This is a genomic window from Embleya sp. NPDC001921, from assembly GCF_053594475.1.
This window is the reverse complement of the sequence record NZ_JBSFEO010000077.1, coordinates 1-13,808: the sequence shown is the minus strand read 5'-3', so window position 1 is coordinate 13,808 and position 13,808 is coordinate 1. Positions and strand designations below refer to the sequence as shown.

Annotated in this window: 9 protein-coding genes and 1 pseudogene; 3 read left to right on the top strand and 7 right to left on the bottom strand. The window is 72.2% G+C overall.

The genetic code is table 11. The features are described 5' to 3' along the window. Positions 1 to 12: 12 nt before the first annotated feature. From ACWCPW_RS48110 to ACWCPW_RS48095, 4 genes are all read right to left on the bottom strand, one after another. The gene (locus ACWCPW_RS48110) at positions 13 to 1,515 is read right to left on the bottom strand and encodes an LCP family protein (RefSeq protein ID WP_449767984.1); all 1,503 of its coding nucleotides are present in this window, start codon (positions 1,513 to 1,515) and stop codon (positions 13 to 15) included. Positions 1,516 to 1,671: 156 nt separating this feature from the next. Next, positions 1,672 to 3,426, bottom strand: a complete 1,755-nt coding sequence (locus ACWCPW_RS48105; protein WP_449767983.1) for an LCP family glycopolymer transferase — start codon at positions 3,424 to 3,426, stop codon at positions 1,672 to 1,674. Between the two features lie 258 nt (positions 3,427 to 3,684). Further along, positions 3,685 to 5,079 (bottom strand): LCP family protein, encoded by a 1,395-nt coding sequence (locus ACWCPW_RS48100; RefSeq protein ID WP_449767982.1) that lies wholly within the window; start codon positions 5,077 to 5,079, stop codon positions 3,685 to 3,687. Positions 5,080 to 5,175: 96 nt separating this feature from the next. Further along, entirely contained in the window at positions 5,176 to 5,922 is a 747-nt protein-coding gene (locus ACWCPW_RS48095) for a TIGR03089 family protein (protein WP_449767981.1), read from the bottom strand. A 124-nt stretch (positions 5,923 to 6,046) separates the two neighbouring features. Between ACWCPW_RS48095 and ACWCPW_RS48090 the strand changes: the two genes are divergently transcribed. After that, the gene (locus ACWCPW_RS48090; RefSeq protein WP_449767980.1) at positions 6,047 to 7,213 is read left to right on the top strand and encodes a peptidoglycan recognition protein family protein; all 1,167 of its coding nucleotides are present in this window, start codon (positions 6,047 to 6,049) and stop codon (positions 7,211 to 7,213) included. Between the two features lie 22 nt (positions 7,214 to 7,235). On the opposite strand, the gene ACWCPW_RS48085 is transcribed toward ACWCPW_RS48090, so the two are convergent. After that, positions 7,236 to 8,528 (bottom strand): glycosyltransferase family protein, encoded by a 1,293-nt coding sequence (locus ACWCPW_RS48085; protein WP_449767979.1) that lies wholly within the window; start codon positions 8,526 to 8,528, stop codon positions 7,236 to 7,238. Positions 8,529 to 8,610: 82 nt separating this feature from the next. Between ACWCPW_RS48085 and ACWCPW_RS48080 the strand changes: the two genes are divergently transcribed. Then, a complete protein-coding gene (locus ACWCPW_RS48080) occupies positions 8,611 to 9,540 on the top strand; it encodes a DNA-3-methyladenine glycosylase family protein (protein ID WP_449767978.1) in 930 nt (309 codons plus the stop codon). Between the two features lie 158 nt (positions 9,541 to 9,698). Further along, a pseudogene (locus tag ACWCPW_RS48075) lies at positions 9,699 to 10,142 on the top strand (SRPBCC family protein); the annotation flags it as partial. A 400-nt stretch (positions 10,143 to 10,542) separates the two neighbouring features. Here ACWCPW_RS48075 and ACWCPW_RS48070 read toward each other — a convergent pair. Next, entirely contained in the window at positions 10,543 to 11,877 is a 1,335-nt protein-coding gene (locus ACWCPW_RS48070; RefSeq protein ID WP_449767977.1) for a coenzyme F420-0:L-glutamate ligase, read from the bottom strand. Beyond that, a complete protein-coding gene (cofD, locus tag ACWCPW_RS48065) occupies positions 11,877 to 12,839 on the bottom strand; it encodes a 2-phospho-L-lactate transferase (protein ID WP_449767976.1) in 963 nt (320 codons plus the stop codon). The genes ACWCPW_RS48070 and cofD overlap by 1 nt, the downstream gene beginning before the upstream one ends. Positions 12,840 to 13,808 lie beyond the last annotated feature (969 nt).

Below are 13,808 nucleotides of genomic sequence, written 5' to 3'. Positions count from 1 at the left end.
CGCGTGCAAGCACTACCTCTTGCGCGGTGAGGCGCATTTCGTGTTGTCGGCCGTCTCCAGGTTCAGGTCGGCGGCCTTGGGCGGCTCCGGCGTCCGGTCGGGGACGGCGGTCGTCGAACTCTTCGGAGTGCCGTCGTCGGTGCCCGTTCCCGGGAGATCCGCGCCGATCAACAGCTTGATGGTGGTGTCGCCGGGCCGAGCCGCCTCCAGCGCGGTCTCCGGCAGGCCCAGGGCGGTCGCGATCGCCTTCGCCTGGTCCTGGCCGCCCTCGGGGTAGGTGATCCGGCTGTTGGCGTGTTCTCGCCCATCCGGCATCGTCGTACCCGAAGTGGCCTTGAAACCCTGGCGCTTGAGGTTCTCCACCACCGGGGTGATCCGCCGCTTCGTGGTTCCGGTGTCCACCGTCACCTTGATCCGCGCCGCGTCGCCGGGCGAGATCGTCGCCGGCGGGGGCGGCGTCGTGGTCACCGGCGCCGACGGCGGAGCGCTCGCCGCGTCGCCCTGGGTCAGCGGTTTGTCCGCCCGGATCGTGGCCCACAGATCGTCCGCGGCCGGGCGCCTGGGCTGTACCTGGTCCGGAGCCGGCCGATAGGTCTCGGTCGGCAGGGTGGTGAACGCCATGCGCTTGTTCGGCACCTTCTTGATCTCGTCCGCCAGGTCGATCAGCTTGTCCACGCCCGCCAGGTCGTTGTCGACCGTCAACGCGCTGACCGCGCTGTTCGCGATCCGGAACATGCCGTCCACGTTGGTCAGCTTGGCGTTGCTCTTGAGTTCGCGGGCCAGCGCCATCAGGAAGACCTTCTGCGCCTCGATCCGGGCCAGATCGCTGCCGTCGCCGAACGCGTGCCGGGCGCGCAGGAATTGCAGCGCGTCGTCGCCGCTCAGCGTGTTCGGGCCGGCCGCCAGTTCCAGTCCGGTACCTCCGCGCGAGCCGGACAGGACCGGGTCGTGGATCGGCGCGTCCAGGCAGATCGGCACCCCGCCGACCGCGTCGGTGAGATCCCGGACGCCCTTGAAGTTCACCTCGATGTAGTGATCGGTGCGGACCTGGAGCATGCGGTCCACGGTGGCGACCGTGCACGACGCGCCGATGCTGCGGAAGCTGTCGTTGAACTGGCCGAACCGGGCCTCGGTGACCTTCTTGTCCTTGCCCTTGCCGATCTCGCAGCGCGGGATGTCGACCATCGTGTCACGCGGGATGTTCACCAGTGTGGCGTTCGAGCGGTCGGCGGACAGGTGCATCAGGATCGCCACGTCGGCGAGCCCCTCGTGGCCCTCCGCGCCGTAGCGCCGTCCCTCGCCGATCCGACTGTCGTTGCCGATCAGCAGGATGTTCATCGGACTTCGGCCCTGCGCGTCCTTAGGCGCGGCCGGTGGTCGATTCTCCTTGTCGGCGGTGATCTGGGTGTGGTGCAGCTTGCCGTTCAGATACTGGATGTACCCGTACGCGCTGCCGGCCAGGACCACCAGGATGCCGACCACGGAGATCGCGATCCATTTCAGGCGCTTCTTCACGGTGCTCTTTCTGCGTATGCCCCGCCTGCCGGGTGCCGCAGGCTCCCCGACCTCCGTATCCGCGTCCGTGCCCATGTGTCGCGTCCCCTCCGGCAACGTGCCGGGTCACCGCCGATCGACGGCGACCCGACCCCTCCCTGATGCGGTGTCGATGAATCAGCCCGCGCACACGTCCTGTTCCGCCGTCCGTCCCGAGACGGTGACGATCGGACTCGTGTCCGCGGCCGATGTCGGCTTGGCCGACGGGGTACCGCCGCTGGTCGAAGTGGGATTCTCGGTGGAAGCCGACGAGGGCGGAGCGGAGGTCGGCGCCCCGGTGCCGGGCGAGCGCTTGCCGGTGGGCTTCCCGGTGCCGCTCGAACCCGGCGCGCTCGGCGTGAGCGTCACCCGCTCGCCGTTCTCGTCGATGGTGGTGCGGGCGGACGGGAGCTGCGTCGCGGACTGCTCGATCCGCACCTCGCCGTTGTTTTCGAAGCCGTTCTCGTCCTTGCCGGTGACGGCGGTGCCGACCGCGACCCGGTCGAGCCGGATCGCGTCGAACAGCCGGTCCGCCTGCGGCTGGACCAGTTCGTCGCGGTCGGTGTCGAGTCGGTACGGCTGCCGAGGCACGGTCAGGAACGCGACCTTGTCGTTCGGGATCCCCTTGATGCTGTCGGACAGGGCCATCAGCTCCTTGAGCGAGCTCAGTCCCGGGTCGGCGGTGATCGACCGGGTTCCGGCGTCGAGGAGGTTGTACAACTTCCACGGCTGGGTCAGCATGTCGCCGACCTTGACCTTCTTAACGAGCGCGGCCAGAAAACGCTGCTGCCGGGTCATCCGCTGGGTGTCGCTGCCGTCGTCCACGTTCTTGCGGGCGCGGACGAAGCCGAGCGCCTTCTCACCGTCGAGCTTCTGCTTTCCGGCGGGCAGGTCGAGCTTGGCGGCGGTGTCGCGCATCGGCTCGCTCAGGCACACCTCGACGCCCTCCACCGCGTCGACCATCTCCTTGAAGCCGGCGAAGTCGATCACGATGTGGTGGTCGACGCGAACCTTGGTCATCTGCTCGATGGTCTTGATCGTGCAGGCCGCGCCGCCGATCTCGAACGCGTGGTTGAACTGGTCGCGATAGGCCCGCGACTTGCTGCCGTCCGCGCGCACGCACGAGGGGATGTCGACCATCAGGTCACGCGGGATGCTGACCGCCACCGAACTCTTCCGGTCGGCGGCGAGGTGCAGCAGGATCGTGGTGTCGGAGCGCTTGGTGCCCTCGCCGATGTCGCCGTACTGCTTGTTGTCGCCGGTGCGGTCGTCCGAGCCCATCAGCAGGATGTTCGCCGCGTCGTGCGCGACGACCTGTGGGCGCTCGGCCTCCGGGCCCAGCTTCGCGGTCAGGTCCTCGGTGGTGATGTTGCCGTCCAGTTTGCGGTACAGCGTGTAGACCACGACGCTGCCGGCCACCAGGCACAGCGCGACGGTGACGGTGACGCCGATCAGGACCCGCTTGTACACGCGCCGGCGCCGATTGCGGCGGGCGAGGCGATCGGGGGCCGCGGCGTCGCCGGCGGCGGCCATCGCGGCGAGGTGCTCCGCGGGATCTGCCGGGATCGGCGGGTTCGGTACGGCCGGCGCCTCGGGTGCCCGGGCGGCCTGTTCGGGAACGTGCGTGCCCGGTTCGGCGGCGGCCGGCTCGGCCGCGCTCGCGGTGCCGGCGCCCGGCTCGGGCATGCCGGGTTCGGGCGCGGCGGCCTCGGTGGTGCCCGGCGCGGCATCGGCCGGCTCGGCCGCGCCGGCCTCGGTCGGCGCCTTGGCGCCGGGTGCGTCCGCCGTCGGCGGGGCCGATATCTCGGCTTCGGTCGGAGCCTCGGGCGCCGTTTCCGGGCTCGCGTCCCGACCGGGTTCGGCCTGCTTGCCGGCCCGTTCGCTGTCACTCACGTCGTGTCTGCTTCTTTCCCCAGGGCGCCCAACGCCGATCAAGAGCGACGAACCGCGCGTAGAGCGGCCGTTGCAGTGATAGACGTGCTGCCACTTCCTTGAGTTGCGTGCAGCCATTCGCCTGTGACGCAGGTCACTCGATGTGGGCGCAGCACGCCGCGTCGGAGCGGCTCGCGTATCGGCGAGCACGCTACCGTGCGCCACCGTATCGGTGACCGCGGAGTCGGTACGTATCCCCGTGAATGGGGTGACGCGTCGTCAGTTCGCCTTGCAGATGTCCTGATCCGCGTTCCGGGTGTCCGCCTTGACCGGCGCTCCGGCCCGCCCGGGCGCCGCCCCCGGGGTCCCGGCGACCCGGGCACCCGCGATCGGTGCCGATCCGGTCCCGCCGGTCCGGCCGGTCCGGCCGCCGGCGGGCGTGGGTGCGGCGGAGGCGCCCGACGCGGCCCCGACCGAGGACGGCGCCACTTTTGTGGCCGCCGCGCCCGTGTCCGGTTTGCGCTGATTGTCCAGCGGCTGGTCGTGGTTGATCGCCTCGAACAAGCGCCGCGCCTCCGGCTGGATCAGCGCGACCCGGTTGTTGTCCTCCGGCGGGTTGTACACCGGTACGTGCGCGAAGGTGATGTCCTTCGTCTCCAGATCCCGCATGCCGCGCGCGAGGTCGACCAGGGCCGCCACCGAGTCCAGTCCCTCGTCGGCCCGGATCGACTTGGTCAGCGCGTCCGCGAGGGCGAAGAGCCGGGACGGACTCGAGAGCGTGTCGCCGCTGCGGATCTGCTTCGCGAGCGAGGCCACGAACGCCTGTTGCCGCTTGATCCGACCCAGGTCGCTGCCGTCGCCGCCGAGCCCGATGTCGTGGCGCAGCCGGACGTAGTCCAGCGCCTCCTTGCCGTGCACCTTGCGTCGACCGGCCGACAACGAGATGTTGCCCTCGCGGTCCTGCACCGTCCTGGGCAGACAGATCTCCACGCCGCCGACCGCGTCGACCATGCCCTTGAAGCCGGAGAAGTCGACGATGATGTGGTGGTCCATGCGCATGTCGGTGACCTTCTCGACGGTGTTGCGCGTACAGGCCGCGCCGCCGAGTTCGAACGCCGAATTGAACATCACCCCGCGCTGTTCGGCGGAGCGCGCGCCATCCCTGGTGACACACGAGGGCACCGTGACCAGCAGGTCGCGCGGGATGCTGACGACCACGGCGTGCTCGCGATCCGAGGACAGGTGCACCAACAGCGTGGTGTCCGAGCGTTCGCCGTTGTCCCCGCCGCCGCCCAGCGCGCGGTTCTCGCCCGCCCGCGAGTCCGAACCGATGATCAGCAGGTTCATCGGCTTGCCCTTGCCGTTGCCGCCCACGTCGGGGCGGTCGGCGTTGAGCTTGCCGTCCACCGAGTCGGTCCTGAGATTGCCGTTGAGTCGCTGGTACGCGACATAGCCGGCCGAGACGCCGGTCAGCATGACCAGCGAGACCCCGACGCCGATCGGCAGGAAGACCTTGCGGCGCCGGTTGCGCTTCCTGCGCGCGCGCCGCGCGGCGGCCCGGCCGGAGGCGGATTCGACCGGCGGGGCAGACCCGGGGTCGTGGGGCGGTGCGTTCGGCGGATCGGCGGGCTCGGCCGCGGCCTCGGACCGGTACAGGTGATCCCACGTATCCATGAACCCCACGCCTCCCCGCCTGCTGAGGGACCGCCGGGCACGGCACTACGGGCGGTCGGGGCCACGAAAGCGCAGCACGACCCGTCTTGTCATGGCCTAGTCGGCGGAACGGGTGACGGCACGTGTGACCCGCTCCGCCTCGATTCGCCGCTCCAGCAGGGATTCATCCAGGTGACGGCATACGACGACCGGAACGGACGCGGCCAGCGGGGCGAGCAGGCCCGCCCGCAGTCCACCCGTTCGGGCGAAGCTCAATGAGGTGAGCAGGCGGTCGCCGGGGACCAGTTCCCACTCGCGCGCGGCGGCCTCGCCCTGTTCGGCCAGTTCACCGGCCGTCCACACCCGCCCGGCCTCCTCCAGCGCGGCGTGCGACGCCCGCGCCGGACCCTCGGGGACGAAGCGATCGCCGTGCCCGGCCACTTCGGCCGCGTAGTCCAGGAAGCCGGCGGGCGGCGTGGGGAAACGCCCGCCCATCGGGCGCAGGGCCAGCGCGACCCGCTCACCCGGACATGTGGACGCGCGCTCGAGCGTCTCCGGGCCCGAGACCACCACGTCCGCGTCGGCGGGATCCGCGTCGAAGCTCACCACCAGGCCGAGCGACCAGGCGGCGAGCAACCACACCTGGGTCTGCCAGTGCGCGGGCAGCAGCAGCGACACCCGCGCGCCCGGCTCCACCGCGAGGTCGTCGCGCAGCAGATTCGCGGTCTTGGCGACCCAGTTGTCGAACGTCGCGACCGAGAGCTCGACCCGCTCGCCGGTGGCGTCGTCGTAGAAGGTGGTGAAGGGCCGCGCGGAGTCGGTGGCGAGCGCGGTGCGCAACTGATCGACCGGGGTGCTGGGCATGGGCCCAGCCTATCGAGCACGCGAATCAGTAGGGCAAATGGGTGTATTTGCCGCATTTGGTACGAGCCTCGTCGTTGTCCGGGCACCTGTAGAACTCGACCACCCCACAATGGAGGGTCTGCCCGTGTACACCAGAATCGCGTTGTCGATCGCCGCCCTCGCCGTACCCGTCGTACTCGTCGGACCGCCCGCGCAGGCCGACCCGCGGCCGAGCACCCCCGGCTCGACGGTGACCCTCCCGTTGACCGGCATCGAACAGGAGCCGGACGCCGGCGCGCCGCGCGCCGGCCGGACCGAGGTACTGACCACCGAACGCCGCACGCCCGCGTACTCGTTGCTCGGCGTCACCTGGGCCGGTCCCGGCACGGGCGAACGCGTCGTGGTGCACGTACGCACCCGAACCGGCGGGGTGTGGAGTCCGTGGCGCGAGCTGCACCCGCTGCACGCGGGTGGCGACGGCGTCGACGGCGGCGAGGGCGTCGATCGGGCGGGAGCCGGCGGGCGAGCCGGTACCGAGCCGTTCTGGGCGGGCCCCTCCGATGGCGTCCAGATCCGGGTGGGCGTGCTGGAGGGGGTGTCGCCGAAGGACCTGCGCGCCGAACTGGTCGATCCCGGCGAGTCGATCCTGGACCGCATGCCGCCGCGCCCGAGCCTGCCCAAGCTCACCGACGGCCGCGCCGTCAAGGGCCACGCCATCGAGCCGGCGATCGTCGCGCGCAAGGACTGGGGCGCGGACGAGTCGCTCCGCGACGCGAAGTTCAAGTACACCAACACGGTCCGGGCCGCGTTCGTGCACCACACCGCCGACGGCAACGACTTCCCGTGCAGCGACTCGGCGAAGGTGCTCCGGTCGATCTACCGCTACCACGTCAAGACGAACGGCTGGGCCGACGTGGGCTACAACTTCCTGGTGGACAAGTGCGGGACCATCTTCGAGGGCCGCGCCGGCGGCACCGACAAGCCGGTCCTGGGCGCACACACCCTCGGGTTCAACACCGACAGCATGGGCGTCGCCGCGATGGGCACCTACACCACCGCCGAGCCGCCCGGGCCGATGCTGATCTCCCTGTCGAGGGTGCTCGCGTGGAAGCTCGGCCTCGACGACCGCGACGCCAAGGGCAAGGTCACGCTGACCTCGTCGGACAGCGGCAGCCGCTACCCGAAGGGCACGACGCACTCGTTCGACGTGATCTCCGGGCACCGGGACGCGTTCAACACGGAGTGTCCGGGACAGGCGCTCTATGCCGAACTGGGCGCGATCCGTCGGGATGTGGCGCTGCGGTTGGGGTGAGCGACGGGGTGGCCGCGGGTGGTCAGGACCGCTTTTCGACGATCTCCCGGAGCCGTTCCACGAGCGGCTCCACCACCGCCTCGGGTACGAAGCGTTCACGCGCGAGGGCCGCCGCGGCGGCACGCAGCCGGGCCACCTCGGCCGGATGCTGGGCCAGCCGGCGCAGCGCGTCGGCCAGCGCGTCCGAGTCGCCCGCGGGTACGAACAGCCCGGCCGGGCCGAACAGCCGGCGCTGCGGCGCGGTGTCCGAGGTGAGCACCGCACACCCCGCGGCGGCTCCCTGGAAGACCTTGTTCGGGACCAGCCGCAGCGCCTTGGCGCCGGTCCCGAACACACCCAGACATACGTCGTGCGCCGCGACCAGACGCGGCAGTTCGGCCTCGGGCACCCAGGTCCGCCAGGTCACCCGGGGCGCGTTCGGCCCGACCAGGTCCCGCGTTCGCTGCGCCTGGAGCCCTCGACCGATCATCGTCACGGCGATCGGATAGCCGTCCAAGCGGCTCAGCGCGGCGCCGATCACCGGTGCGCCCTGGACCGGCGAGTACAACCCGAACGAGATCACTCGCAGGTCCTCGCCGGGGCGGAAGTCCGGTACGAAGTCCGTGGGGGGAAGCGGGGGGAGATCCGTCGTGGGGTCTGTGGCGGGGCCCGTGGTGGGATCCGTGGCGGGGTCGGTGGTGGGATCCGTGGTGGGATCCGTGGTGGGATCCGGACCGGTGAGGGGATCCGTCGGGTGATCCGCCCGCATGCCCGCCCGGGCCTGCGGTCCGAGGTCCGAGGCCGCGTCGAACCACACCTGCGGCGCCCCGATCGGTACCACCACGGCCCGGTCGCGCTGCGCCGGCGCGAGTACCCGGCGGTGCTCCTCGGTGTCCACCAGCACCAACCGGGCCGCCGCGATCGCGGCCTGCTCGATCCGGTCGACCTTGCGCAACTCGGCCTGAGCGGCCTGGCCGAGCCGGTCGGCCACGTCGTCCACGCTCTCCAGGTGGTCCAGCACCAAGGGGACGCCCGGGAACAGCCGCCGGGCGATCTGGATGTCGAGCCGACCCTGATAGCCGACGATCACCACGTCCGGACGCGGCGCGCGCCGGGCCTTGGCGACCAACTCCGCGATACACCGCGCGTGCCGTATGCGCTGGCGCGGGATCCCCGGATGGGCCGACGGCGGCGGCACCATCGGCCCCGCGTCCATGTGCCCGAGGGGGACGTTGCAGGTCACCACCTCGATGCCGTGGCGCCGTAAGCCCTCGATGAGAATTCCCACCCGGGGGTGGACGGTCGTGTCATAGGTGCCGAACGCCATCACCCGCATAGGTGAAGTCTGCTCTGCGCACATCGGGGCAAAACCGGGAAGGTACGGTGGCGGTCCCGACCCGGACCACGAGGAGAGCCCGTTGCACCCGAGTGCCCTCCATCGTGTGTGGCGTCCCGGCTTCGCGATCGACCTGCGGCTCACCGTCGGCCAACTGCGCCGCGGCCACAGCGACCCGACCTACCACGCGGGCACCGACGGCTCGGTGTGGCGTACCTCGCGCACCCCGGACGGCCCGTGCACGCTGCGCCTGATCGACCGCCCCGCGACCGGCGAGATCGAGGCGAGCGCGTGGGGGCCGGGCGCCGGGTGGCAGCTCGACGCGCTGCCGGCCCTGCTCGGCGCCGAGGACGACCCGACCACCTTCGTGGCCCTGCACCCGATCGTCCGGGACGCCGAACGCCGGTTCGCGGGCCTGCGGATGCCGCGTACGACGCTGGTCCTGGCCGCGCTGGTGCCCTCGATCCTGGAGCAGAAGGTCACCACGATCGAGGCCCGGCGGGCCTTTCGGCTGCTGCTGGGCAAGTACGGCGAGACGCCGCCCGGGCCCGCGCCGGCCGGCCTGCGGGTGGTGCCCGACGCCCGTACCTGGGCGATGATCCCGTCCTGGGACTGGGCCCGCGCGGGCGTCGACGGGCGCCGCTCGCGCACCGTGATCGAGGCGACCCGGGTGGCCGGACGACTGGAGGCGACCACGGGCGTCGCGCATCCCGAGGCCGCGCGACTGATGCGCCTGGTGCCCGGGATCGGGGTGTGGACGGCGGCCGAGACGATGCAGCGTTCGCACGGCGATCCGGACGCGCTGTCGGTGGGCGACCTGCACCTGCCGAAGACGATCGGCTTCGCGCTGGCCGGGCACGCGGTCGACGACGCGGGCATGCTCGAGCTGCTCGCGGGCTATGCGGGCAACCGGCATCGGGCCGCGTTGTTGATCCGGATGTCGGGGGTGAAGGTGCCGCGGCGGGCACCGCGCTACGCACCGCGCCCGCACTTCGTCGGCAAGGCGTTGTGAGGATCGGCGTTGTGCAGATCGGTCGATGCCGGGCCCGGGCAATGCGAGCGTGGTGCGCCACGTTTGTCCCAGGGGGCCTCGGGCAGCCGTTCGGGTGAAGGACCCGGCTGTGTAGCACCGCAGCGGGAACCGACACCGAGAACGAGGAGGAAGTGCTCGTGACGACCGTCCAGCACTCGATCGACGTGGACGTGCCGGTCCGCACCGCGTACAACCAGTGGACCCAGTTCAGGGAGTTCCCGCAGTTCATGAGCGGGGTCGAGCGGATCGACCAGATCGACCCGACGCACACCCACTGGGTGACCCGAATCGCCGGGGTGACCCGGGAGTTCGACGCCGAGATCACCGAACAGCGACCCGACGAGCGGGTCGCGTGGAAGACCCTGGACGGCCCGCACCAGGCCGGCGTGGTCACCTTCCACCGGCTCGACGACGTGCATACCCGGGTGATGCTCCAGATGGAGTTCGACCCCGACGGCCTGATCGAGACGGTCGGGGACAAGCTCGGCTTCGTGCGTGGCCGCACCAAGGGCGACCTCGAACACTTCAAGGTGTTCGTGGAGAAGCAAGGCCACGAGACCGGAGCCTGGCGCGGAGAGGTGGCGCCGCCCGGCAGCCTCGGCTCTCCCGACGGGCCGCGCACCTCGCCCCCGCCCTATGACAGCCCCGGCATGTCGCCGACCCCCGGGCGTACCGGAGCCCCCGGCGGCGGGCACATTCCGCCGCCGCGCCCGCAGGCCCCGCCGACCATCGGTGGAGCCTCGGCCGGGAGTCACTGACACGGCGTGAAGCCCCCGGACATCGGCCGGACATCGCTCCCGACTCCACGTCGGTGGCGATGTGGGCCCGCCGAATCCGGGCCGGCAGCGCCGGGCGGCAGAGACCGTGCGGAAGGGGTGGGCCCGCCATCGACGATGGCGGGCCCACCCCTTTTGGTTGGCTTCCTCGGGTCTTCGGGTCTTTTCCGGGTGGCTTCCTCGGGTCTTTTCGGACGGGCGCCGCTCAGCGCACCACGATCACGTCTTCCGCCGAGCGGGCCGGGCGCTCCCGGGGCGATTCGGCCGGGCGGCCCACCGCGACGGCGCCCATCGGGTCCCAGTCGGTGGGCAGGGCGAGCGTCTTGCGGACCACGTCCGGGCAGAACATCGTCGAGGACACCCACGCCGACCCCAGGCCCTCCGCGGTCAGCGCGATCAGGAGGTTCTGTACGGCGGCGCCCGCCGAGACGGTGAACATCTCCCGCTCGGCGCCGGCGCGTACCGGGTCCGGGTAGGTGTGCGCGCCCTCGGTGACCAGGCACGGCACCACCAGGTACGGCGCCGCGCGCAGCACGTCGCCGCGCTTGGTCCGGCGCGCGATCCGGTCCTCGTCCAGCCCGTCCGCGCGCAGGTCGGCCACCCACGCGTCGCGCATCGCGTCGAGCAGCGCGGTCCGGGCGGCCGCGCTCTCCACAAGCACGAACCGCCACGGCACGGTGTGGTGCGGCGCCGGCGCGGTGATCGCGGCGGCGACCGCGCGGCGTATCGCGACCGGGTCGACCGGCTCGTCGGTGAACGCGCGCACCGTACGTCGCGCCGTGATCGCGCTCCGGGCGCCCTCGGCGATCGCCTCGGCCGTGCCCAGGCGGAACATGTCGTCCTGGGCGCCGCGTACCAGCGGGCGCACTCCGGCGCCGTCCGCGTCGGTGACCAGGTGGTCCAGGCCGCGCACGACCGCCACCGGAACCGCGCCCGCCTTGCCCTTGACCAACTCGGCCGCGCTCGCGAGTTCGTCCACCACCGCGGTGATGGTCACCGCGAGCTGGTTGCCGTGCGTGTCCGTCCGGCCCCGGTGGTCGTCCACCGCGTCCAGCCCCGCGACGCCGATCGCCACGTCGGTGACCCCGGTGCGCCAGGGCCGGCCGAAGGTGTCCGAGACGACGACGCCCACGCGTACGCCGGTTCGCTCGGCCAGCGCCGCACGCAGCCGGCGCGCCGACGCGTCCGAGTCCTCCGGGAGCAACAGCAGCGTGCCGGGCTCGGTGTTGGAGGCGTCCACACCCGCCGCCGCCATCACGAAACCGTGCCTGGTCTGCACGATCCGGGTATCGCCCCGGCGGGCGACCACGCGCACCGCCTCGGCGTCGATCACCTTCTGCCGATCGACCCCGCGCAGCAGCCGGCCCTCGGCCTTGCTGAGGATCTTCGAGGTGACCACGAGTACGTCGCCGTCGAGCAGGCCGGGTCCGTCCGGCCCCGCCGCCGCGTCCGCGATCAGCCGGGCCAGGTCGGCGCCTTCGCCGATCTCGGGCAGGCCGGCCAGCCCGAATACCGAGTAGCCGCGCGGCGGGGCGCCCATCAGCGCACCTCGTCCGCGAGCGCGAGCGCGGCGCGGGCCATCTCGGCGGTGGCCTCGACGTCGGTCATCAGCAGCGGGATCGCCCGGCACGGGATGCCGGCCGCCTCGACGGCGAGCACCGCGTCCGCGTCCGCGGTGTCCACCAGCCAGCCGTCCAGCAGGCCGGGCCCGTAGTGCTGCGCGACGGCGGCCGCCGTCGTCTCGACCCCGACCGCCTCCAGGACCCGGTCGGCCATCCCGCGCACCGGCGCGCCGCCGATGATCGGGGACAGCCCGATCACCGGTGCCTCGGCGGCCACCAGCGCTTCCCGGATGCCGGGCACGCCCAGGATGGTGCCGATGCTGACCACGGGATTGGACGGCGGGAACAGGATCAGGTCGGCCTCGGCGATCGCCTCCAGCACGCCGGGCGCGGGCTTGGCGGTCTCGATCCCGACCGGCACGATCGCGTGTGCGGTCGGCGCGGCGCGCAGCCGCACCCAGTACTCCTGGAAGTGGATCGCCTTGCGGGTCCCGGGCTTGTCCGCGTCGTCGACCACGACGTGCGTCTCCACCCGGTCGTCGCTCATCGGCACGAGCCGGACGCCGGGCTGCCACCGCGCGCACAGCGCCTCGGTGACCGCCGACAGCGGGTAGCCGGCGGCGAGCATCTGGGTCCGCACGATGTGCGTCGCGTAGTCCCGGTCGCCGAGCCCGAACCAGGTCGGTTCGACGCCGTACGCGGCCATCTCCTCGCGAACGCTCCAGGACTCGTCCCGGCGGCCCCAGCCCTGCTCCTCGTTGATGCCGTCGCCGAGCGTGTACATGACGGTGTCGAGGTCCGGGCACACCTTGAGCCCGAACAGGTGGATGTCGTCCCCGGTGTTGCCGACGACGGTGATCTCCGCTTCCGGAACGGCCGCCTTGAGACCCCGCAAGAACCGGGCCCCACCGATGCCGCCGGCAAGTACAACGATGCGCATGCGCCCAGTCTCGCAGGCCGTCCCTCGGCCGACTTCGCCGCCGGGTTGTGAGGCGCCACTTTTTGCGGGGCGGAGGGGGAGGGTGGCGGGGTGGTGGGGTTGTGGGGTTGTGGGGTGACCCGTCCGGGTTGTCGGGTCGGATGGGTCGGTGGGTCGGACGGGTCGGATGGGTCGGTGGGTCGGACGCCGGGACGCCGGGACGCCGGGGCCTGGGGTGGGGGCGGGGCGCGGAGTGCGGGCCGACTCACTCGTGTCGTGCCGCGGGGGCGACGCGCCTGGGAGTCGCGAGCCTGGCGGGTTGAGGGGTGCGGGGGCGCGGGGTGGTGGGTTGTGTCGGCGAAATCGCGGGGGTGGTGGGCCGACCCACCCGTGCGCCGGCTCGGACGGCCGGTAGGCCTGGGTCGTGGGGGCGGTTTGAGTTGGCGGGGGTGTGGGGTGCGTGTGCGGGTGCGGGCCGATGCACCTGTGTCGTGCCGCAGGGAGTCGACGCGCCTGGGTCGTGAGCGCGGCGAGTTGAAGGTCGCGGCGCGGCGGGGTGGGGCACCAGGGTCGCCATCGCAGGCGATGGACGCGCCTGGGTCGCGGGGTGGTGGGTCGTGTCGGCGAAATCGCGGGGGTGTGGGGTGCGGGTCGAACCACCTGTGTCGTCGGCGCGGGGGCAAGGCGCCGGGGTCGCAGGGGTGACGGATCGACGCACGCGTGTCGCCATCACGGGCAGGCGACGCACCGGGGTCGCGGGAGTGGTGGGTCGAGTCGGCGGGGGCGCGGGGTGCGGGGTGTGGGCTGACCCACCTGTGTCGTTGCCGCAGGAGGCGATGCGCCGGGGGCGGGGGCGGCGGGGTGTGGGGCGCCTGGGTCGCGGCGGTGGCGGGTCGAGTTGGCGGGGGTGCGGGGTGCGGGTCGACCTATCTGTGTCGTTGCTGTGGGGAGGTGGGGTGTCTGGGTCGTGGGGGTGGCGAGAGGGGGTGG

Excerpts from the sequence above, each read along its gene's own strand:
- ACWCPW_RS48100 (WP_449767982.1), bottom strand. The coding sequence starts at position 5,079 with ATGGATACGTGGGATCACCTGTACCGGTCCGAGGCCGCGGCCGAGCCC.
- ACWCPW_RS48095 (WP_449767981.1), bottom strand. The coding sequence starts at position 5,922 with ATGCCCAGCACCCCGGTCGATCAGTTGCGCACCGCGCTCGCCACCGAC.
- ACWCPW_RS48085 (WP_449767979.1), bottom strand. The coding sequence starts at position 8,528 with ATGCGGGTGATGGCGTTCGGCACCTATGACACGACCGTCCACCCCCGG.
- ACWCPW_RS48070 (WP_449767977.1), bottom strand. The coding sequence starts at position 11,877 with ATGGGCGCCCCGCCGCGCGGCTACTCGGTATTCGGGCTGGCCGGCCTG.
- cofD (WP_449767976.1), bottom strand. The coding sequence starts at position 12,839 with ATGCGCATCGTTGTACTTGCCGGCGGCATCGGTGGGGCCCGGTTCTTG.